Raw genomic sequence first — 20,528 nt, 5'->3', positions numbered from 1 at the left:
TCACGTGGCCGCCCGATCCGCCGGCGCGTCCGCCGGAGAAGGCGACGGACGGGGACGCCGGTACCTGGCTCGTGATCCTCGGGGTGATGGAGGCGGCCGGTCTCGACGCGGTCGCGGTAGACGCCCGACAGCAGGCTGCCGAGGGCCGCGACGCTGAGCGTGCCGGCGCCGTTGCGGAGCGTGTGGACCAGCCCCGAGCCGCGCCCGGCCTGGTCCGGGGGCAGCGCCGCGAGGAGCGCGTCCATCGCCGGGATCAGCGACAGCCCGCAGCCGAGCCCGAGCAGGATCAGCCACAGGCACGTGGTGGAGTAGGGGTCGCCCACGGCGGTGGTCGCGCCCCAGCCGAGGCCCGCCGCCATCACCAGCAGCCCGGTCACCATGATCGGCTTGTGCCCGGCGCGGGGCGCCACGCGGTCGGTGACGACGCCGCCCCCGAGAAGGCCGAGCAGCATCGGGATCAGCCGCAGCCCGGTCCCGAACACGCCGTTGCCCTGGACGGCCTGGAGGTACTGCGGCAGGACGAAGAGGGCCCCGGTCATCACCAGGCTCGCGGCGACCGCGGCGATCATCGGCCAGACGAACGCGGGGTCGCGGAACAGCCCGACGTCCACCAGCGGCTCGCGGGCCCGCCGCTCCCAGAGCACGAAGAAGGTGAGCAGGACGATCGCGGCGCCGAACGAGGCGAGCACGGCCGGCGCGCCCCAGCCCCGCACGGGCTCCTCGATGACCCCGTACACGAGCGCGACGAGGCCGCCCATCGACAGCAGCGAGCCGACGCCGTCCACGCGGGGCGCGGCGGGGTCCTTGCTCTCGGGCAGCAGCAGCGCCACGGCGACCGTGCCCAGCACCACGACCGGGACGTTGATCAGGAAGATCGAGCCCCACCAGTAGTGCTCCAGCAGCCAGCCGCCGAGCAGCGGGCCGAGCGGCAGCCCGAGCGCCGTCGAGGCCGACCAGATCGCGATGGCCCGGGTCCGCTCCTCCGGCGGGAAGATCGCGGGCAGTATCGACATGGACAGCGGCGTGACGATCGCGGCGCCGAGGCCCATGAAGGTGCGGGCCACGATCACGCCGCCGGTGCCGTCGGCCAGGGCCCCGCCGAGCGAGGCCGCGCCGAACACCGCCAGGCCCGCGATCAGTAGCCACTTGCGGCCGAACCGGTCGCCGAGCAGCCCCGCCGGCAGTAGCAGCGCCGCGAAGACCAGCATGTAGGAGTCGACGATCCACTGCAGCTGACTCGTGCCGGCGTGCAACTCCTCCGAAATCGTGGTCAGCGCCACGTTGAGGATCGTGATGTCGAGTCCGATGGCCAGCATGCTCACGGCGAGCGCGCCCAGCCCGAACCAGCGCCGGGACGAGGACACTGTCACGAGGGTCACCTCCAAATGATGGTAGCTACAAAGTGAATGTAACTCCCAAAAGATGGCGAATGTCAAACCTCTGCGAAGGCTGGCGCGGCCACGATGGAAGGATGTAATTTTGATTACATGACTACGAGTGAAGCGGCTGAGCAGCTGCGAGGCTGGTTCTCCGGGCGCCTCCCGGAGGGATGGTTCGAGGGGGCCCTGGAGGTCGTCCTCGATCGCGAGGAGGTCAGCGTCGTCGGCCGGCTGCCCGAACCCGCCGCCGCGGCGGAGGTGTCACCGACCGAGCGGGCGGCCGCGCTCGCCGGTCACATCCAGCGCTTCCGCGAGGACACCCGCGACCAGCGCATCGCCATCGCCCGCGAGGCCGAGCACCGGTTCGGCCACAAGGTCTCCTGGGGCGCCGACTGCGGCGACCAGCGGGAGATGTTCACCACGCTGTCGGTACCGGTCATGACCCGGTTGCGGCAGCCCGAGCGCCGCGTCCTGGACACCCTCGTGGAGGCCGGCGTGGCCCGCAGCCGCAGCGACGCGCTCGCCTGGTGCGTGCGCCTGGTCGGCAAGAACACCGACGAGTGGCTGGCGGAGTTGCGCAGCGCGCTGGAGCACGTCGAGCGCGCCCGCGCCGCAGGCCCGCAGGCCTGAGCCCCCGGCCCGCTCAGCCGGCATCGCAGGTTGGCACTGTGGGTTGGCACTGCGGGTCGGCGCTGCGAGTCGGCATCGCTGTCGGCACTGCGGTCGGCACTGTGGGTCGGCACTGTGGCCGGGTATGGCCAGAGACGGCCACGCGCGGCCCTGGTGCCGCCTCGCACGGGGATCGGTATCGGACGGACCGTAACGGGCCGGGAGTGGCCAGACGGCTCATAAGCGAGCCAGCCTGACATCACCGGAACGGTGGGAGAAGTATCGCCGTCGGGCCATAATTGAGCGTCGTTTCGCATCAGGGACCGTCGCTCGAAGGGGTGCCCATATGGGGGTTCGGCGTAGCGGGATGTCGCGTGGCGCCGCGCGCCGGGAAGGGGTGCGCCGCAACCCCTCCGAGGGGGGCCCACTGGCGGCCGTGATCCGCCGCAGCGGCCCGTACGCGGCGGTCCGCGACGCCGTCTACCGGATGTACGAGCGCCGCGTCGAGGCGTCCCTGCCCGCCGACATCACCCCCCGCCACGTCGGGGTCATCCTGGACGGCAACCGCCGCTGGGCCCGCTCCATGGGCCTGACCGACGTCAACACCGGGCACCAGCGCGGCGCCGACAAGATCTCGGAACTGCTCCAGTGGAGCACCGAGGCCGGCGTCGAGCACGTCACGCTCTGGCTGCTGTCCACCGACAACCTGAGCCGGCCCGCCGCAGAGCTCGATCCGCTCCTGGAGATCATCGAGAACACCGTCCGCCAGCTCGCCGCCGACGGCTGGCACGTCAAGCCCGTCGGCGCGCTCGATCTTCTGCCCGATAAGACCGCTCGCGTCCTGAAAGACGCGGGTGAGGCGACATCCGACGCTCCAGGGCTGATTGTGAACGTCGCCGTTGGGTATGGAGGTAGGCGTGAGATCGCTGATGCGGTGCGCTCTCTGCTCATCGAGCAGGCCAGTCAGGGCACCAGCATCGAGGAACTCGCCGAGGTCCTCGACGTGGAGCACATCGCGGAGCATCTCTACACGCGCGGCCAGCCGGACCCGGACCTGGTCATCCGAACGTCGGGCGAGCAGCGTCTCTCCGGCTTCATGCTCTGGCAGAGCGCCCACTCGGAGTTCTACTTCTGCGAGGTCCACTGGCCGGACTTCCGCAAGGTCGACTTCCTCCGGGCGATGCGCTCCTACGCCGCGCGGCACCGGCGCTACGGTTCCTGACGGTCAGCCACTGATCACCGCCCCAGGCCGCCCCCCGACCGGGGTCACCGGCCGCGCGGGGGCGGACTGCTGCGCCACCGGTAGTGGCGCCCGCCCTCACCGGCGGGCGAGGATCGCAACCCCATGATCAGGGAGATCGAGTGGCCACAACCTCCCCGCGCCGTCCCGTCCCCGGGATCCCTTCCGGAACGCCTGTTCCGGACCGGCGCACGTACGTCCTCGACACCAGCGTCCTGCTCGCCGATCCCGGGGCGATGACCCGGTTCGCCGAGCACGAGGTCGTACTCCCCATCGTCGTCATCTCCGAGCTCGAGGCCAAGCGGCACCACCCCGAGCTCGGCTACTTCGCCCGGCAGGCCCTGCGCACGCTCGACGACCTGAGGCTGGAGCACGGCCGGCTGGACGAGGCGCTGCCACTCGGAGAGCAGGGCGGAACGCTCCGAGTCGAGCTCAACCACTCCGACCCGAGCGTGCTGCCCGACGGGTTCAGGCTCGGTGACAACGACACCCGGATCCTCTCCGTCGCGGGCTGGCTGGCCAGCGAGGGCCGCGACGTCGTCCTGGTCTCCAAGGACCTGCCGATGCGGGTGAAGGCGTCCGCGGTCGGGCTCCCCGCCGAGGAGTACCGGGCCGAGCTCGCGGTCGTCGAGTCCGGATGGACCGGGATGCGCGAGCTGGAGATCTCGGGCGGCGTCGTGGAGGAGCTGTACGACGCGGGGAGCACCGAGGTGGAGGAGGCGCGGGAACTGCCGTGCCACACCGGGCTGCGGCTGCTGTCGGAGCGCGGCTCCGCGCTCGGCCGCGTCCAGCCCGACAAGTCCGTCCGGCTGGTGCGCGGCGACCGGGAGGTGTTCGGGCTGCGCGGCCGGTCCGCCGAGCAGCGCATCGCGCTGGACCTGCTGATGGACGAGGACGTCGGCATCGTCTCGCTCGGCGGCCGGGCCGGCACGGGCAAGTCGGCCCTCGCCCTGTGCGCCGGCCTGGAGGCGGTCATGGAGCGCCGCCGGCACCGCAAGGTCGTGGTGTTCCGCCCGCTGTACGCGGTCGGCGGGCAGGAGCTCGGCTATCTGCCGGGCTCGGAGAACGAGAAGATGTCGCCCTGGGCGCAGGCCGTCTACGACACCCTCTCGGCGGTCACCACACCCGAAGTCATCGACGAGGTTTTGGACCGTGGCATGTTGGAGGTCCTGCCGCTCACGCACATCCGCGGACGGTCCCTGCACGACGCCTTCGTCATCGTGGACGAGGCCCAGTCCCTGGAACGCGGCGTCCTGCTCACCGTCCTCTCCCGGATCGGCGCGGGGTCGCGGGTCGTCCTCACCCATGACGTCGCCCAGCGCGACAACCTCCGGGTCGGCCGGCACGACGGCGTCGCGGCGGTGGTGGAGCGCCTCAAGGGCCATCCGCTGTTCGCGCACGTGACGCTGACCCGGTCCGAACGGTCGCCGATCGCCGCCCTGGTGACCGACATGCTCGGGGACCCTGTTGGTTAGGCCCGGCCCACTGCGCTCGCCGGCGCTCGCTTCGTGACCGTTCTTGTGCGAGCGCGCTGTGTTTTTTGCAAGCCCGGCCCACTGCGCTCGCCGGCGCTCGCTTCGTGACCGTTCTTGTGCGAGCGCGAATCGCTTCGCGATCTTCCCGGCGGGGCTCGCCTTCGGCGTCGCCCCGCCGGTCAGGTCGCGCGCTCGCGTGACGGCCGGCCACTTTGAGACAGTCCTCGCGTATCTCGGGCCTCCCCCTGGCCCCGACGGGCCGGGGGGTCGTGATCTAACGGATTAAGTTCCGGTGAACAATGCGGACTTAGAGTGATCATCAAACCTCGTAGCGTTAGTTTGTGATGAACGTCACATAATGGTGGCGGTTGATGGGGAATCGCAGGTCTGAGGGGGGTTTCGGCGATCTTTCCGGCTAGTTGACAGCGGGGCCATCGTCACCATTCGTCTCGTTTCGGTTGCGGGGGAGCCCTCTGGCTCGGGCATTGTGTTCCCTCGTAAGCACCCCGAGCGGTGAACGCCCGCCGTGCGCCCCCAAGACCGCGTGGTGAAGCCGGAATCGCTCCGGGCCCGGGACCGCCCCCCTTTCGGGCGGCGGCCGGGCCGGAGGTGGAAAACAGCTCGCGCGCGCGTCCATGCGCGCGCGACCGTCGGAAGGACCGCCTTGTCCGGAGACCGCCCCGGGTCCCCTAGGCGAGACGATCGACAGAGCTTTGCCCCCCAGGAGCCGTGGGCGCCCGGCGCCGCGGCCGAGGCCCCGGCCCAGGGCCCCCGGATCCCCCACGAGGACGACGTGAAGGTCGCCGGCTCGGCGGGCCGCCCCGCGGCGCCCGCCGGCGACACGCTCGGCCTCCAGCAGCCCCCGCACTCCGCGCCGTACGCCGGCGCGTCCGGCCCGGCGGGCGAGCACGACGAGCTCGTCTCCGGTCCCGGCCTTCCCGCGGGACCCCGCGGCCGCTCCGGACGCGGCTCCGGCGGCTCTGGCGGCTCTGGGAAGCGCAACGGCCTGCGGATCGCGGCGGTCGCCGCGGGTGCCGTCGTCGTGGTCGGCGGCGGAGCGGTCGCGGCGATGGCGCTGACCGGCGGCTCCGGCGGCGGCAAGACGACCGTGGCCGCCGAGAAGCCGGTGGCCGACCCCACCGAGGCCGTCCCGCAGGTGGACCCGAAGGTCATGGAGGCGCAGCGCCGCAAGCAGGCGCTCGACCGCGCCTCCCGCGCCGTGCGCGAGGACGACGGCAAGGGCCCGACCCTCCTGCCCAAGGGCTCGCCGATCCCGACCAAGAAGCCGGACGACAAGCCGAGCCCCGGCACCTCCAGCAGCCCCGGCGGGCCGACCGGCGACCCCGTCCCGGCGGGCGCCGCGCAGCAGATCGCCAAGCGGCTCCTGGGCGGCTACGGCTTCAGCGGCTCCGGCGAGTTCGGCTGCCTGGTGAACCTGTGGAACAAGGAGAGCCACTGGAACACCCACGCGGCCAACCCCACTTCGGGCGCGTACGGGATTCCGCAGGCCCTGCCCGGCTCCAAGATGGCCAGCGCGGGCTCCGACTGGCAGAACAGCGCCAGCACCCAGATCAAGTGGGGCCTCGGCTACATCAAGAGCCGCTACAAGACCCCCTGCGCCGCCTGGCAGCACTCCCAGTCCGTCGGCTGGTACTAGATCCGCCGGCCGGCCCTGGGACGCGCCCGGCACGTCCCAGGGCCGATCGCTACGACGCGTTCGTCATCTTGAGGACGTCCAGGGCCTCGTCCAGTTGCTCCAGGGTCAGTTTGCCCGCGTCCACGTAGCCGCGTTCCAGGACCACCTCGCGGATGGTGCGGCGCTCCTTGAGGGCCTGCTTGGCGACCGCCGCCGCCTCCTCGTAGCCGATGTAGCGGTTCAGGGGCGTCACGATCGACGGGGACGACTCGGCGTACTCGCGCAGCCGCTCCTCGTCGGCCTCGACGCCGTCCACGCACCGGTCCGCGAGCAGGCGGGACGCGCTCGCCAGCAGGGACACCGACTCCAGGACGTTGCGGGCCAGCATGGGCAGCATCACGTTCAGCTCGAAGCTGCCCGCGGCGCCGCCGAACGCGACCGCCGCGTCGTTCCCGATGACCTGCGCCGCCACCTGCGCGACCGCCTCGGGGATCACCGGGTTGACCTTCCCCGGCATGATCGAGGAGCCGGGCTGCAGGTCCGGCAGCCGGATCTCGGCGAGCCCGGCCCGCGGTCCCGAGCCCATCCAGCGCAGATCGTTGGCGATCTTGGTGAGGCCGACCGCGATCGTGCGCAGCGCGCCGCTGGCCTCCACCAGGCCGTCCCTGGCGCCCTGGGCCTCGAAGTGGTCGCGCGCCTCGGTCAGCGGCAGGCCGGTGGCCCGCGCCAGCTCGGCGACCGCGCGGGCACCGAACCCCGCGGGCGTGTTGATCCCGGTGCCGACCGCCGTGCCGCCCAGCGGCAGCTCGGCCAGCCGCGGCAGCACCGCCTCCAGCCGCTCGACGCCGTACCGGACCTGCGCCGCGTAGCCGCCGAACTCCTGGCCGAGCGTGACCGGCGTGGCGTCCATCAGGTGGGTGCGGCCCGACTTCACGACCGTCGCGAACGCGGCCGCCTTCCGCGCGAGGGCGGCCTCCAGATGCCACAGCGCGGGGATCAGGTCCCGCACGACGGCCCCGGTGGCCGCGAGGTGGATCGACGACGGGAACACGTCGTTGGACGACTGGGAGGCGTTCACGTGGTCGTTCGGATGCACCGGGCGGCCGAGCCGCTCCTGCGCCAGCGTCGCCACGACCTCGTTGGCGTTCATGTTGGAGGACGTGCCCGACCCGGTCTGGAACACATCGACCGGGAACTGGTCGTCCCACCGTCCCGCCGCGACCTCCCGGGCGGCCTCGCCGATCGCCGCAGCGAGCTCGGCGTCCAGTACCCCCAGCTCGGCGTTCACCGCCGCCGCGGCGGCCTTGATCTGGCCGAGCGCGGCGATGTGCGCCGGCTCCAGCGTCCGCCCCGAGATCGGGAAGTTCTCCACCGCCCGCTGTGTCTGCGCCCGCCACTTGGCCGCCGCGGGGACCCGGACCTCGCCCATGGAGTCGTGTTCCACACGGAACTCCTGCTCGGTCATGGAAAAGCCACCTCCGACACGAATCTATCTCCGCCGCCACTGGTGGCAGCTCCGCGGGAGGTCCGCGCATTCCCGGCGGGCGGAGAGAACGGCCCCGGCGGGCGGAGGGACGGTCAGCCGCCGACGGCCCGCGTCAGCGTGTAGCTCCTGCGCTCACCGGCCCCGCCCAGGGGCTTGCGCTGCCCGTTCACCCAGACGTCGCAGGCGGACGCGTCGTAGACCACCGCGTTCAGGTGCTGCTGGTCGTACTTGCGCGCCTCGCCCACCGCGAGCGTCTCGTCGGTGAGCACGGTGACCGCCGAGCCCGGCACCGACACGAAGATCTTGCAGCCGGCGGCGCGGGCCCGCACCACGAGCGTGCTGGAGGCGACGCCGTCCGGCAGGTCGTCCTGCCCGGTCGGGCGCGCCGTCCCGGTCGCGGTGGGGGAGGGGCCCGGGTTCTCCCGCACCATCCCGACGATGAGCGCGGTGGCGCCGATGCCGCAGGACGCGACGGTCGCGCCGACCAGCGCGATCACCGCCATCAGCCGGTAGCGGGGGGTCGGCGCGCGGCGGCCGGACCGGGGCCCGGTCAGCGCGCGCTCCAGCCGGTCGGCCGCGCGGGCGTGGCTGAGCCGGCGGGTCGGGTTCTTCTCCAGCAACCCGGTGATCACCGGGGCGAGCACCCCGGCGTTCTGCGGCGCCGGGGTCGACTCGTTGGCGAGCGCGCTGAGCGTCGCCATCACGTTGTCGCGTTCGAAGGGCGGACGGCCCTCCAGCGCCGCGTACAGCGTCGCGCCGAGCGACCACAGGTCGGACCGGGGGGTGGCCTTCTCGCCGGCCGCGACCTCGGGCGCGACGTAGGCGGGCGAGCCCATGAAATGGCCCGTCTTGGTCAGGCTGGCCGAGCCCGAGGAGAAGGCCAGCCCGAAGTCGGTCAGCACGACCCTGTCGCCGTCCAGCAGCACGTTGCTGGGCTTGAGGTCGCGGTGCACGATCCCGGCCTTGTGCGCGGTGTTCAGGGCGTCCAGCAGCCGCCGCCCGATGTGCGCGACCCGCTCGGGCGGGAGCGGGCCGGAACGCTCGATGAGCTGCTCGAGGTTGGGCGCCTCGATCATCTCCATCACGATCCAGGGGCGGCCCTGCTCGATGACGACGTCGTAGACCTCGACGATGGAGTGCGCCCGCAGCTGCGCGGGCGCCCGCGCCTCCCGGAGCGTGCGGCGGTAGAAGACGACGCGTTCGTCCTCGGAGAGCTCGCCGGGAAGCCGCAGCTCCTTGATCGCGACCGCGCGATCAAGGAGCTCGTCATGCCCTCTCCACACGGTGCCGTTGGCGCCCTGGCCGAGCTCCGAGACCAGCCGATAGCGCGTCGCGAGTACGAGGCGCTCTGACTGTGACATGGCGGAAAAGATACCGGAGTGGCCACGTGGTCATCCGGGAGACCGTGCGACCAATGCGGATTTCAGGCCAATAATGTGATCTACAGGTTGTTATCGCCTGCCAACCCTCAGCGGCGGCCGATGGTCAGCACAGGTCCCGCGGTGTCGGCGAAGAAGTCCTCGCCCTTGTCGTCCACCACGACGAAGGCCGGGAAGTCCTCGACCTCGATTTTCCAGACCGCCTCCATGCCGAGTTCCGGGTACTCCAGAACCTCGACCTTCTTGATGCAGTCCTGCGCGAGCCGGGCGGCCGGCCCGCCGATCGAACCGAGGTAGAACCCGCCGTGCGCCGCGCACGCGTCGGTGACCTGCTTGGACCGGTTCCCCTTGGCCAGCATGACCAGGGACCCGCCCGCCGCCTGGAACTGCTCGACGTAGGAGTCCATCCGCCCGGCCGTCGTCGGGCCGAACGACCCGGACGCGTACCCCTCGGGCGTCTTGGCCGGTCCCGCGTAGTAGACGGCGTGGTCGCGCAGGTACGCCGGCATCGGCTCGCCCGCGTCCAGCCGCTCCTTGATCTTGGCGTGCGCGATGTCGCGCGCCACCACCAGCGGACCGGTCAGCGACAGCCGCGTCTTCACCGGGTACCGGGTCAGCTCCGCCCGGATCTCGTCCATCGGACGGTTCAGGTCGATGCTCACGACCCCCTCGTCCAGGTGCTCGTCCGTCGTGTCGGGCAGGAACCGCGCCGGGTCGGTCTCCAGCCGCTCCAGGAACACGCCCTCCGCCGTGATCTTCGCCACCGCCTGCCGGTCGGCGCTGCACGACACGGCGATCGCCACCGGGCAGGACGCGCCGTGCCGCGGCAGCCGGATCACCCGCACGTCGTGGCAGAAGTACTTGCCGCCGAACTGGGCGCCGATCCCCAGCCGCTGCGTCAGCTCGAACACCTGAAGCTCCAGCTCCAGGTCACGGAACCCGTGGCCGAGCGGGGAGCCCTCGGCGGGCATCGTGTCCAGGTAGTGCGCCGAGGCGTACTTCGCGGTCTTCAGTGCGTACTCCGCCGACGTGCCGCCCACCACGATCGCCAGGTGGTACGGCGGGCAGGCCGCCGTCCCCAGCGACCGGATCTTCTCCTCCAGGAACGCCATCATCCGCTTGGGATTCAGCACGGCCTTGGTCTCCTGGAACAGGAACGACTTGTTCGCGCTGCCCCCGCCCTTGGCCATGAACAGGAACTTGTACGCCTCACCCGGCGCCGCGTACAGCTCGACCTGCGCGGGCAGGTTCGTCCCGGTGTTCTTCTCGTCCCACATCGTGACCGGCGCCATCTGCGAGTAGCGCAGGTTCAGCTTCGTGTAGGCGTCGTACACACCGCGCGAGATGTGCTCCTCGTCACGCCCGTCGGTGAGCACGTGCTGCCCGCGCTTGCCCATGACGATGGCCGTGCCGGTGTCCTGGCACATGGGCAGCACGCCCCCGGACGCGATGCTCGCGTTCTTCAGCAGGTCCAGCGCGACGAACCGGTCGTTCGGCGACGCCTCCGGGTCGTCCAGGATCCGGCGCAGCTGCGCCAGGTGCGCCGGCCGCAGCAGGTGCGCGATGTCCCGCATGGCCGTCTCGGTCAGCAGCCGCAGCGCCTCCGGCTCCACCTGCAGGAACGTCCGCCCGTTCGCTTCGAAGGTCGACACCCCGTCCGCGGTGACGAGCCGGTAGTCGGTCTCGTCCGAGCCGAGCGGCAGCAGGTCGGTGTAGGAGAACTCAGGCATCTCAGACAGATCCTCGCGCGATTCCAGTAGGGGGCCGCCCCCAGGGTACGGCCGCCCGCCCGAGTCCGGCCTCCGCGGGTGGTGTTCACGCGGCTGGAGTCGGGGTCTGGGGAGCCGGGGACGGGGGCGCGGGATCTGTACTGATGAGGGGCGAGGGGATCTCCCGAGAGGTTGCGGCGGGGTTCGGGTGGGGCGCGCGGAGGCCGATGACGACGCCGCAGCCGACCAGGACGGCGCCGGCCAGGTCGGCGGGGCCCGGGGGATCGATGCCGAGCGCGACCGTGGCGGCGACCGCGCTGATCGGGATCACACCCGCGAACAGGCCGGCGCGGTCGGGGCCGAGCCGTCCGAGGGCGTCGTACCAGAGCAGGAACGCGATCGTGGTGACGATCACCGACAGGTAGCCGAAGCCTGCGAGCTCGGTCGCCGTGGGGGCGCGCAGCACGGCCGCGCCGTCGGCGGCGAGGCCGGCTGCCAGCAGCATCGGGACGGCGAGCGCGGCGGAGTAGGCCGACACGCGCAGCGGGCCGAGGCGCGGCAGCAGCGGGACGGCCAGCAGCGAGAAGCACACCTCGCCGCCGAGCGCGCAGAGCGAGAGCAGCAGCCCGCGCGGGGTGCCGCCGCCCAGGCCGTTGGCGAGGGCGGCGCCCGCCGCGACCACGCAGGCCGCCACCACGACGGCGGGGGCCGGGCGGCGCCGCTCCATGAGGGGGCCGGCCAGCGCCAGCACGATCGGGACGGTCGCGATCACGGTGCTGATCGTGGCCGGGCTCGTGTCCCGGGTCGCCGCCACGATGGACACGTTGAACGCGACCAGCCCGGTCGCCGCGAGCGCCGTGAGCAGCGCCCAGTCGCGCGCCGCCGGGCGCCGCGCCGGGCCGCCGGCGAACCGCGTGACGAGCAGCAGGACGAGCGCGGCGACCGCGTACCGGACCGCCTGGCCGCCGAAGACGGGATAGCCGGAGATCGTCGCCGACACCGCGGTCAGGGATCCGACGAGGACCATCGCGGTTCCGGCGCCGGCCATGCCCCGCCGCTGGGAGTGCACGCTCATGGCATGTCAGGCTAGGAGGCGTGTGGTCCTTGAAGAAGGACCAATGGCAACAGATGAAACAGGACCATTGGGGCGGCCGTGACACAGGTCGTCCCCCCGGACGCTGAACGTTACGTGACCGACCTTCATCTCCCACTCGACCGGACCGCCGGACGGCTCTCCGCGCAGATCGCCGCGGGCTTCCGCTCGGCCGTGCGGTCCGGCAGGCTCACCGCCGGGACCCGGCTGCCCTCCAGCCGCGACCTGGCACGCGACATGGACGTCTCCCGGGGCGTCGTCGTGGCCGCCTACGAGCAGCTGACCGCCGAGGGGTTCCTGGTCGCCCGGCGCGGCGACGGCACCCGGATCGCGCCGCTCGCCCGCCCCGACGAGACGTCCGCGCCGCCCACCGGGCCGGCCGCCGCCCCGGCACCGGACGGGCCGGCCGAGGCCGTGCCCCGCTTCGACCTGTGGCCCGGCCAACCCGACCTGTCGGCGTTCCCGCGCGACCGCTGGCTGGCCGCGGTCCGCGCCGCGCTGCGCACCGTCCCGCACGAGGCGCTCGCGTATCCGGACCCGGCCGGCGTCCCCGCCCTGCGCACCGAGCTGGCCGGCTACCTCAGCCGGGTCCGCGCGGCGCACGCCGACGCCGGCCGCGTAGTGATCATGAACGGGGTGGCGCACGGGCTGTCCGCGCTCGCCGGGCTGCTGCGCGCCGCCGGGCACACGGCGCTCGCGGTCGAGGACCCGACGAGCGTCCGGCAGCTGCCGGCGCTCGCGGCCTCCGGCCTGCGCGTCGTGCGCGTCCCGGTGGACCGTGACGGCGTGGACGTGGACGCGCTGGCCGCCTCCGGCGCGCGGGCGGTGCTCGTCACGCCCGCGCACCAGTACCCGACCGGCGTGGTGCTGTCGGCGTGCCGCCGCGCCGAGCTGATCGCCTGGTCCCGGACGGTGGACGGGCTGATCATCGAGGACGACTACGACGCCGAGTTCCGCTACGACCGTGAGCCGGTCGGCTGCCTTCAGGGCGTCGAACCCGACCGGGTGGTGCTGCTCGGCTCGGTCAGCAAGTCGCTCGCCCCGGCGCTGCGGCTCGGCTGGGCGGTCGCGCCGCCGCCCGTCGCCGAGCGGCTGCGCCTGCACCGCGCGCGCACCGACCTCGGCTCGCCCGTCCTGGAACAGCACGCGCTCGCCGAGTTCATCCGCGGCGGCGCCTACGACCGGCATCTGCGCACGATGCGGCGCCGGTACCGGGCCCGCCGCGACGCGCTCGCCGACGCGATCCGCGCGCACGTCCCCGGCGCGGTGGTTCGGGGCGTCTCAGCGGGCATCCATCTCTATGTGGAGCTTCCGCCCGGCTGCGACGAGGACCGCGTCGTCGCCGCCGCCGGGCGCGCCGGGGTCGCGGTCGCCGGGGCCCGCTCCATGCGCTCGTCCGGGCGGGCGGACGCGGCGCCGCCCGCGCTCGTGCTCGGCTACGCCCGGCTCGGCGAGGCGCGGCTGGCGACCGCCGCGGAACTGCTGGGGCGCGCGATTGCCCACGGTGCCCGGGGGTAGGACCACGGTCCCCGGTGTAGGAGGTATGGATGAGTCTCGAAGAGGCCGCGCGGCAGCTGAAGATGGCGGGTCACGACGCCCAGGTGGCCTTCGACTGCGTAGGTCTTGGCGCGTTGGAGCGTGCCCAGGAACACGCCGTGACCCTGCGGGCCGCGGCCGACGCGGCGGAGGTCGCGCTCAGCCAGGCGCTGAAGGACCTGACCCCCGAACAGGCACTGACCGAAGGAGAACGCGCCATCACGGCCCTCGAAGATGCGTAGCCGGTCACCGCGCGAGCGCGAACCGTTTCGTGACCGTCCCGGGATGAGGCCCGCCTGCGCGGCCTCACCCGGGACGGTCATGCGCTCACCTGACTGCTGAGGTCGTTTCCGGGCCACCGTGCGCGCGAGGTGCGCGGGCGTCCGGGACGGGCGCGGGCGCGAAGCCCGGAGCGGTCGCGAAGGCCACCAGGACCAGCGCGGCCGGGACGGCGAAGGCCAGCCGCAGGCCGTGGTCGGCGCTGACCGGCGCGATCGCGCCGACGACGGCGGCGCCGAGCACGAACCCCACGTAGTTGAAGATGTTGACGCGGGCGACGGCGACCCCCAGGCCGGTCGGGTCGACCCGTCCGGCCGCCGTGAACGCCACCGGGGCGATCACGCTGAGGCCGAGCCCGGCGACGGCGAACGCGGCGATCGCGGCGGCCGCGTCCGGGGCGGCGACCACGCCCGCCATCCCGGCGGTGCCGGTCAGCGCGCCCAGCCGCACCACCCGCACCGGGCCCGCGCGCCGCACGGCGAGGTCGGCGACGGCGCGGCCGGCCACCATCGCGACCTGGTAGGCGACGTAGCCGAGCGGCGCGACCCAGGAGCGCCCCGACAGCTCGTCGTCCAGGTACTCGGCGCCATAGGCGGAGATCGCCGAGTCGGCGAGGTAGGCCACCGCCATGGCGGCGCCGACGACGAGGATCGGCCGCCACGGGACGGCCCGCCCGGCGGCCCGCAGTTCGGCGGCGGACGGCCCGCCGGCCTCCTCCGCCCGGCCGTAGAGCCCGTGCCCGGTGGCCGCCGAGCCGGCGGCGCCCACCGCCGCGGCGATCGCGAAACCGGCGGCCGCCGGCAGGCCGGCGCGGTTCGTCAGCGACGCCCACAGCCCACCGAGGATCCCCGCGACGCTCCACACGGCGTAGAACCCGGTGATCAGGCTGGTGCCGTACCGCCGCTCGACCGCGACGGCCTGCGCGTTCATCGAGGCGTCGACGGCGCCGACGAACAGGCCGAACAGCGCCACCGCGGCGTACAGCGCGAGGTCGTCGTCGCCGGTGAGGCCGATCACGGCGATCGTGAGGCAGACGGCCGGCTGGGACGCGCACAGCACCGGGCCGCTGCCGAGCCGCCGGAACAGCGCGCCGGACACGACGCTGCCCACCCCCGCGACCAGGGGGACCGTCAGCAGCACCAGCGACAGCGTGGCGTCGCTCAGGTGGTGCGCCTCCTGTATCCGCGGGACCTGCGTCACGAGCGAGGCGAAGCAGAGGCCCTGGACGGAGAAGGCGGCGTAGGCCGAGATCCGGGCCCGGCGGTCCCGCGGTGTAGTGCCCTGATCCATGCGGCCCGACCTCTCGACGGCCTAACGTGAAAAGAATTCGCGTCAGCGTAGATAAAGGGCCCGCGCAGGGTCAACGCCGGGTCGACGCAGGGTCGACGCGGTGTCGACGCGGGGGCGCGCCGTCAGTCGATGAGCCGGCGCCGCATCCCGCGCACCGCGATGATCCACATGAGCGCGGCGAACAGCACCAGGGCTCCCAGGTGGCCGAGGTCCGCCATCGGGCGAAGCCCGAAGACGGCGTGCCGGACCAGCTCCACGCAGTGGAACAGCGGGTTGAGGTGCGCCGTGTACCGCGCCCACCCGGGCAGCGCGCCGACCGGGAAGAACGTCCCGGCGATCAGGAACAGCGGCGTCACCACCCCCGTGATCACGTAGTCGAACGAGTTGATCGACGGGACGACCGAGGACGTCCACATGCCGAACAGCCCGAACCCCAGCGCGGTGAAGAACGCCACGAACGGCACGAGGAGCATGCCGAACGCCGGGTCCAGCCCGAAGAACAGCGCCACCACCAGCGGCGTGCACGAGTACACCGCCGACTTGGCCGCGATCCAGCTCGCCTCGGCCGTCACCAGTTCGTGGACGTCCACCGGCGCGGCCAGCATCGCGTCATAGGTGTGCTGGAACACGCGCCTGATATAGCCGTTGAACATGCCGGGGAACACCGACGTGAACAGCGCCGCGGTGCCGACCACCCCCGTCGCGACGAAGTCCAGGTAGCGGTAGTGGCCGACCATCGCGACCATGGAACCGAACCCGTAACCGAAGGCGAGCAGGAAGAACGTCGGCTCCACCATCGAGGCGAACGACTGGGACTTCCAGTACCGCTTGTACAGGGCCAGCTCGTGCCGCCAGATCCCCGTGACCGGCGCCGTCTCGAACCGCCGCAGCCGCTCGGGCGTCCCCGCCGGCGCCGTCATTCCACACGCTCCCCGGTCAGCACGACGAACACGTCTTCGAGGCTGGCGGCACGGCGCACCCCGTCCGGGCCGAGCTCAGAGTCCAGGGACGGCGGGATGGTCTCGGCCTTCAGCACCGACACCGACGGGCCCGTCCGGCGCGTGGGCAGCCCGGCGCCGTGGGCCAGCCGCTCCACGTCCGACAGCCGGTCGGGCGGGCCGTAGTGCTCCACCACCCGCTCGCCCGCGTGCTCGGCGACCAGCCGCGCGGGCGACCCGCGCGCGATCACCCGCCCGTGCGACATGAGCGCGCACTCGTCGGCGAGCCGCTCGGCCTCCTCGATGTAGTGCGTGGACATCAGCACGGTCGTCCCGGCGGCGCGCAGCCCGTCGATCAGCCCCCACAGCTCCGCCCGCACCTGCGGGTCGAGGCCGACGGTCGGCTCGTCCAGCAGCACCAGGGCCGGGCGGTGCACCAGCCCCCGCGCGATCAGCAGCCGCCTGCGCATGCCCCCGGACAGGTCGTCGACCTTGGTGGAGCGCCGCTCGGTGAGGTGCGCGAGCGCGAGCGCCGCGTCCACCGCCGCGCGGCGCTCACGGCGCGGGACCCGGTACAGGTGCGCGAACACCTCCAGGTTCTCCTGGGCCGTCAGCTCCTCGTCGAGATTGTCCTGTTGCGGGACGACCCCCATCGCCGCCCGCGCGCGCTTGGACTCGCGGGGGACGGGGAAGCCCAGCACGGTGATGGCGCCCTCGTCCGCGATGGCCTGCGCCGTCAGCAGCTTCATGGTCGTCGACTTCCCGGCGCCGTTCGGGCCGAGCAGGCCCATGCAGCTCCCGGGCGGCACCTCCAGGTCGAGCCCGTCGACCGCGGTGAAGTCACCGAACCGCTTGACGACGCCGCGGAGGCTGACCGCCGCCGTGCCGGTCCCCCCGCCCGCCCCGGCGGCCGGCGGCCGAACACGTTGCACCGTCATCACGTCACCCTAGGTAGGGGGCGTACGAAAGCCCACTGGTTTTCTCCAGCGGGGCCCTCGCCGCCCGGCCGCTAGTCTCTAGACGTGGACATCCCCCGCCGCGCGGCCGCCGAACAGGCCGTCCCCGTGCGCGATCTACGCGCGTCCGACGCCGACCGGGAACGCGTGGTGTCCGTGCTCGGCGAGGCCCACGCGGACGGCCGGCTCACCGCCGAGGAGCACTCCGAGCGCGTCTCCCTCGCCTACGCGGCCCGCACACTCGGCGAACTGACCGGTCTCACCGGCGACCTCGCCCCCGAAGAGGCCCAGCCAATCCTCGTCGACGACCGCCCCGTCTCGGTGGTCTTCGGCCGCACCCGCCGGGACGGCCGCTGGGTCGTGCCCGTCCGGCTCCCGCTGCTGGCGCTGTTCGGCACGATCGAGCTGGACCTGCGCCAGGCCGTCCTGCAACGCCGCCACATCGTCCTGGACTCGGCCGTCCTCGGCGGCCGCATCCGGCTGCTGGTCCCCGAGGGCGTCCGCGTGAACGTCACGGGCCGGACCATCCTCAGCACCCGTGAACTGCGCACCCGCTCCAGCACGGATGGGCCGACCATCGAGATCGGCGGCACGCTCATCCTGGCGTCGGTGCGGGCCCGCGCCCCCCGGCGCTCCCTCCGCGACCGGTTGCGTTTCTAAGCAATCCCGGCCCACGGCTGAGGTCTGCTTGGGGCTGGGGGCCCGTTGCGCGGTTTTGGGTTAGGAGCCCGGGGTGGGCGAGGCCGGTGCTATGGGCTTTGCGCCTTGTTTTGGCTGGGGCCTTAGCGAGGCGGCCAGGACTGCCAGTTCCTCGTAGGAGGCGGTTCCTGTCACCACGAGGCTCACGCCGTCCGGCAGGGTTCTGGCCAGGGAGTTCGCCTTCTTGTCCTTGCGGTAGTACTTGGTCCAGGTGAAACCGGCGACCTGTTGTGTGCCCAGGGTCTTGCGGTTGTTCGTCATCCTGGGGACGTACTCGGACGCCTTCTCGTTGCTCTGCTCCAGTGCCGCGTACTCGTCGCTCGGCGTTACGAACCCCAGGTGCCAGGCGACGGGCTTGCGCGCCTCGCCGAGGCCGTGCAGCCGCGAGCTGGTCGGCCGCCAGCGCGCCGGAAGCCCCTCCGGCGCGTACACGGTGAACGGCGCGTCGTTGCGCAGCGCCCACAGGTGCGACTGGTAGTCGACGGTGGGCAGCACCTCCTTCGCGTGCCGAGGCGTGATCACGAAGACCGCCAGGACGAGCAGCAGGCAGGCGCCCATCGCCATCGTGAACCCGCCGAGGCCCGTGGTCAGCCTCTTGTGCACCGCCGGGCTGACCTCGATCGTCGCCGGCGCGGACGGGGCGGGCGCGGACGGGGCGGACGCGGACGGGGCGGCATCGCCTGTGGCGGGGCGCTCCGGAGCCGGATCCCGCTCGTCCGCGGCGTCCTCTCGCGCGGGCTCGGGCCCGCCCCGCTCGGCGGGCTCAGCGGACGGCACGGAGCCGGCGGCGGGCTCCTCGGTCTCCTGGGCGGGGGCGGGGCTCTTGTCGCTCACCCCTCCAGGATCCCGCACGGTCAGCGCTGCTCCGTACGGGGGTTCCGGATCGTGCCGAGGATCGCCATGATCTCGCCGGCGAGGTCCCGCGCGGCCTTCTCGTCGTCCATCAGCGAGATCTCCGACACGGCGCCCGCCATCGCGCCGGTCAGCACCATGACCAGGGCCTCGTCCACGCCGCCGTCGTCGGTGTGGAAGAGCGCGGCGTTGCGGCGCGCCCACTTGTTGAGCCGCCGGCGCATGACGCGGTCGAAGCCGGGCGGGCCGTCGCCGGAGATGAACAGCCGGGAGACGTCCCGCTCCCGCAGGCAGCCGTCGAGGTAGGCGCCCGCGCCCGCGATGAACTGCCGCATCGGGTCGCTCTCGCCCGCCTCCCGCACCGCGTTGATCGCCGTGCGGGTGCGCTCCTGCTGCCCGGCCTGGAACTCCTCGAACAGCGTGAGGTAGAGGTCGGCCTTGCCGTTGAAGTGGTGGTACAGGCTGCCGACGCTGGCCCCGGCCTTCGCGACGATGTCGGTCACCGCGGCCTGGGCGAAGCCCGACTCGCAGAAGACGTCCCGGGCCGCGGCCAGCAGGGCGGTGCGCGTGGCGGCCCCGCGGTCGGAGGTCCGCGCGGAGGCGTCGGCGGACCGGGTGCCGCCCCCGCGCGCCGCCCCGCCGGACGTGACGTCGATGTCGCTGCTCATGATGCCTGAGATTACGCCCTCTTCCCCTGGGGATACGATCCCTTGCCCGCGCGGCCGCCGAATCCGGCCCGTGGCGGGTACCCGGGGATCCGCGCGCACCGGCTCTGGTCTGGTCCAATTTGTGGCCCGGCGTCCGGCCCGCAGAGAATCCGAGTCACCATCGACCGAAGGGGCTGCCCCGCCATGACCGACGAAAACACCGTCTCCTCCCCGCTCGCCACCGAGCCCGCGGCGCCCGACCGCAACCTGGCGATGGAGCTGGTCCGGGTGACCGAGGCCGCCGCCCTGTCCGCGGCCCGCTGGGTCGGCCGCGGGGACAAGAACGGCGCCGACGGGGCCGCCGTGAACGCGATGCGCCAGCTGATCAACACCGTGTCGATGCGGGGCGTCGTCGTGATCGGCGAGGGCGAGAAGGACAACGCGCCGATGCTGTACAACGGCGAGGAGGTCGGGGACGGCGGCGGCGCCGAGTGCGACGTGGCCGTGGACCCGGTGGACGGCACCCGGCTGACCGCGCTCGGCATGAACAACGCGATCGCGGTGCTGTCGGTGGCGCCGCGCGGGTCGATGTTCGACCCCTCCGCGGTGTTCTACATGGAGAAGCTCGTCACCGGGCCCGAGGCCGCGGACGCGGTGGACATCGAGCGGCCCATCGCCGACAACATCCGCGCGATCGCCCGCGCCAAGGGCTCCTCGCCGGAGGGCGTCACCGTCTGCATCCTGGACCGTCCCCGGCACGAGGGCATCGTCAAGGAGGTCCGGGAGGCGGGCGCCCGGATCAAGTTCATCCTGGACGGCGACGTCGCCGGTGCGATCATGGCGTCCCGGCCCGGCACGGGCGTCGACCTGCTGCTCGGCATCGGCGGCACCCCCGAGGGGATCATCGCGGCGTGCGCGATCAAGGCGCTGGGCGGGGTGATCCAGGGCCGGCTGTGGCCGCAGGACGAGGCCGAGCGGCGCAAGGCGGTCGACGCGGGCCACGACCTCGGCCGGGTGCTGACCACCGACGACCTGGTGACCTCCGACGACGTGTTCTTCGCCGCGACCGGCATCACCGACGGCGAGCTGGTCGACGGCGTCCGCTACAGCAAGGGCACCGCGGTCACGCACTCGCTGGTCATGCGCTCGCGCAGCGGCACCATCCGGACGATCTCCAGCGAGCACCAGCTGAGCAAGCTGCGCGCCTACAGCTCGATCAACTTCGACACGGCGGTCAGCGCTTCGGCCTCCGCGGCGGCAGCGGCGGTGTCGCTGTAGGTGATGCCCGCGACGATGCCCAGCTCGCCCCGGGCGGCGTCCACGAC

18 protein-coding genes are annotated in these 20,528 nt (G+C 72.8%); 8 read left to right on the top strand and 10 right to left on the bottom strand.

The window, feature by feature from the left end:
- Positions 1–1,379: DHA2 family efflux MFS transporter permease subunit (locus E1291_RS26285; RefSeq protein ID WP_242614380.1), on the bottom strand; the 1,379-nt coding region annotated here is incomplete at its 3' end.
- 108 nt (positions 1,380–1,487) lie between these two features.
- On the opposite strand from E1291_RS26285, the gene abmR reads away from it, so the two are divergent.
- The 4 genes from abmR (at position 1,488) to E1291_RS26265 (ending at position 6,360) form a co-directional block, all read left to right on the top strand.
- Positions 1,488–2,009: an ATP-binding transcription factor AbmR gene (gene abmR / locus E1291_RS26280; RefSeq protein WP_131740751.1), complete on the top strand. Its 522-nt coding sequence runs from the start codon at positions 1,488–1,490 to the stop codon at positions 2,007–2,009.
- Between the two features lie 325 nt (positions 2,010–2,334).
- On the top strand, positions 2,335–3,210 hold the full coding sequence (locus E1291_RS26275) for an isoprenyl transferase (protein ID WP_278045284.1): 876 nt from the start codon (positions 2,335–2,337) through the stop codon (positions 3,208–3,210).
- Positions 3,211–3,386: 176 nt separating this feature from the next.
- The gene (gene phoH2 / locus E1291_RS26270; protein WP_131740757.1) at positions 3,387–4,703 is read left to right on the top strand and encodes an RNA 5'-3' helicase PhoH2; all 1,317 of its coding nucleotides are present in this window, start codon (positions 3,387–3,389) and stop codon (positions 4,701–4,703) included.
- A gap of 793 nt (positions 4,704–5,496) precedes the next feature.
- A complete protein-coding gene (locus tag E1291_RS26265; protein WP_131740749.1) occupies positions 5,497–6,360 on the top strand; it encodes an aggregation-promoting factor C-terminal-like domain-containing protein in 864 nt (287 codons plus the stop codon).
- A gap of 49 nt (positions 6,361–6,409) precedes the next feature.
- On the opposite strand, the gene E1291_RS26260 is transcribed toward E1291_RS26265, so the two are convergent.
- From E1291_RS26260 to E1291_RS26245, 4 genes are all read right to left on the bottom strand, one after another.
- A complete protein-coding gene (locus E1291_RS26260) occupies positions 6,410–7,804 on the bottom strand; it encodes a class II fumarate hydratase (RefSeq protein WP_131740747.1) in 1,395 nt (464 codons plus the stop codon).
- 113 nt (positions 7,805–7,917) lie between these two features.
- Complete coding sequence (locus E1291_RS26255) at positions 7,918–9,186, bottom strand: serine/threonine-protein kinase (RefSeq protein WP_131740745.1); 1,269 nt, start codon at positions 9,184–9,186, stop codon at positions 7,918–7,920.
- Between the two features lie 107 nt (positions 9,187–9,293).
- Positions 9,294–10,934 (bottom strand): fumarate hydratase, encoded by a 1,641-nt coding sequence (locus E1291_RS26250; protein WP_131740743.1) that lies wholly within the window; start codon positions 10,932–10,934, stop codon positions 9,294–9,296.
- 85 nt (positions 10,935–11,019) lie between these two features.
- Positions 11,020–11,988, bottom strand: coding sequence for a DMT family transporter (locus tag E1291_RS26245; protein WP_207400942.1), 969 nt, complete (start codon positions 11,986–11,988; stop codon positions 11,020–11,022).
- Between the two features lie 114 nt (positions 11,989–12,102).
- On the opposite strand from E1291_RS26245, the gene pdxR reads away from it, so the two are divergent.
- Positions 12,103–13,524, top strand: a complete 1,422-nt coding sequence (pdxR, locus tag E1291_RS26240) for a MocR-like pyridoxine biosynthesis transcription factor PdxR (RefSeq protein ID WP_131740741.1) — start codon at positions 12,103–12,105, stop codon at positions 13,522–13,524.
- Between the two features lie 29 nt (positions 13,525–13,553).
- Positions 13,554–13,784: a hypothetical protein gene (locus tag E1291_RS26235; protein ID WP_131740739.1), complete on the top strand. Its 231-nt coding sequence runs from the start codon at positions 13,554–13,556 to the stop codon at positions 13,782–13,784.
- A gap of 85 nt (positions 13,785–13,869) precedes the next feature.
- On the opposite strand, the gene E1291_RS26230 is transcribed toward E1291_RS26235, so the two are convergent.
- The 3 genes from E1291_RS26230 to E1291_RS26220 all read right to left on the bottom strand — a co-directional run bounded on the left by E1291_RS26230 (position 13,870) and on the right by E1291_RS26220 (position 16,987).
- Positions 13,870–15,111: an MFS transporter gene (locus E1291_RS26230; RefSeq protein WP_131740737.1), complete on the bottom strand. Its 1,242-nt coding sequence runs from the start codon at positions 15,109–15,111 to the stop codon at positions 13,870–13,872.
- A gap of 122 nt (positions 15,112–15,233) precedes the next feature.
- Positions 15,234–16,031: an ABC transporter permease gene (locus E1291_RS26225; protein WP_131740735.1), complete on the bottom strand. Its 798-nt coding sequence runs from the start codon at positions 16,029–16,031 to the stop codon at positions 15,234–15,236.
- Positions 16,028–16,987 (bottom strand): ABC transporter ATP-binding protein, encoded by a 960-nt coding sequence (locus E1291_RS26220; protein WP_131740733.1) that lies wholly within the window; start codon positions 16,985–16,987, stop codon positions 16,028–16,030. Before E1291_RS26220 ends, E1291_RS26225 begins: the two co-directional genes overlap by 4 nt.
- 84 nt (positions 16,988–17,071) lie before the next feature.
- Here E1291_RS26220 and E1291_RS26215 point away from each other — a divergent pair, with 84 nt between their 5' ends.
- Positions 17,072–17,665: a DUF1707 SHOCT-like domain-containing protein gene (locus E1291_RS26215; protein WP_131740731.1), complete on the top strand. Its 594-nt coding sequence runs from the start codon at positions 17,072–17,074 to the stop codon at positions 17,663–17,665.
- A 60-nt stretch (positions 17,666–17,725) separates the two neighbouring features.
- On the opposite strand, the gene E1291_RS26210 is transcribed toward E1291_RS26215, so the two are convergent.
- Together E1291_RS26210 and E1291_RS26205 are read right to left on the bottom strand one after the other, a co-directional pair.
- On the bottom strand, positions 17,726–18,538 hold the full coding sequence (locus E1291_RS26210) for a DUF4245 domain-containing protein (RefSeq protein ID WP_242614379.1): 813 nt from the start codon (positions 18,536–18,538) through the stop codon (positions 17,726–17,728).
- Positions 18,539–18,558: 20 nt separating this feature from the next.
- Positions 18,559–19,224: a TetR/AcrR family transcriptional regulator gene (locus E1291_RS26205; RefSeq protein WP_131740729.1), complete on the bottom strand. Its 666-nt coding sequence runs from the start codon at positions 19,222–19,224 to the stop codon at positions 18,559–18,561.
- Positions 19,225–19,407: 183 nt separating this feature from the next.
- Here E1291_RS26205 and glpX point away from each other — a divergent pair, with 183 nt between their 5' ends.
- Positions 19,408–20,481, top strand: a complete 1,074-nt coding sequence (glpX, locus tag E1291_RS26200; protein ID WP_131740727.1) for a class II fructose-bisphosphatase — start codon at positions 19,408–19,410, stop codon at positions 20,479–20,481.
- The last annotated feature ends 47 nt before the right edge of the window (positions 20,482–20,528 follow it).

The sequence above is a fragment of the Actinomadura roseirufa genome, from assembly GCF_900659635.1.
In the GTDB taxonomy this organism is placed as follows: domain Bacteria; phylum Actinomycetota; class Actinomycetes; order Streptosporangiales; family Streptosporangiaceae; genus Spirillospora; species Spirillospora roseirufa.
The sequence above is the reverse complement of the archived record's forward strand: the minus strand, read 5'-3'. Positions and strand labels throughout refer to the sequence as shown.

Excerpts from the sequence above, each read along its gene's own strand:
- abmR (WP_131740751.1), top strand. The coding sequence starts at position 1,488 with ATGACTACGAGTGAAGCGGCTGAGCAGCTGCGAGGCTGGTTCTCCGGG.
- E1291_RS26275 (WP_278045284.1), top strand. The coding sequence starts at position 2,335 with ATGGGGGTTCGGCGTAGCGGGATGTCGCGTGGCGCCGCGCGCCGGGAA.
- E1291_RS26260 (WP_131740747.1), bottom strand. The coding sequence starts at position 7,804 with ATGACCGAGCAGGAGTTCCGTGTGGAACACGACTCCATGGGCGAGGTC.
- E1291_RS26255 (WP_131740745.1), bottom strand. The coding sequence starts at position 9,186 with ATGTCACAGTCAGAGCGCCTCGTACTCGCGACGCGCTATCGGCTGGTC.
- E1291_RS26250 (WP_131740743.1), bottom strand. The coding sequence starts at position 10,934 with ATGCCTGAGTTCTCCTACACCGACCTGCTGCCGCTCGGCTCGGACGAG.
- E1291_RS26245 (WP_207400942.1), bottom strand. The coding sequence starts at position 11,988 with ATGAGCGTGCACTCCCAGCGGCGGGGCATGGCCGGCGCCGGAACCGCG.
- E1291_RS26235 (WP_131740739.1), top strand. The coding sequence starts at position 13,554 with ATGAGTCTCGAAGAGGCCGCGCGGCAGCTGAAGATGGCGGGTCACGAC.
- E1291_RS26230 (WP_131740737.1), bottom strand. The coding sequence starts at position 15,111 with ATGGATCAGGGCACTACACCGCGGGACCGCCGGGCCCGGATCTCGGCC.
- E1291_RS26225 (WP_131740735.1), bottom strand. The coding sequence starts at position 16,031 with ATGACGGCGCCGGCGGGGACGCCCGAGCGGCTGCGGCGGTTCGAGACG.
- E1291_RS26220 (WP_131740733.1), bottom strand. The coding sequence starts at position 16,987 with ATGACGGTGCAACGTGTTCGGCCGCCGGCCGCCGGGGCGGGCGGGGGG.
- E1291_RS26205 (WP_131740729.1), bottom strand. The coding sequence starts at position 19,224 with ATGAGCAGCGACATCGACGTCACGTCCGGCGGGGCGGCGCGCGGGGGC.
- glpX (WP_131740727.1), top strand. The coding sequence starts at position 19,408 with ATGACCGACGAAAACACCGTCTCCTCCCCGCTCGCCACCGAGCCCGCG.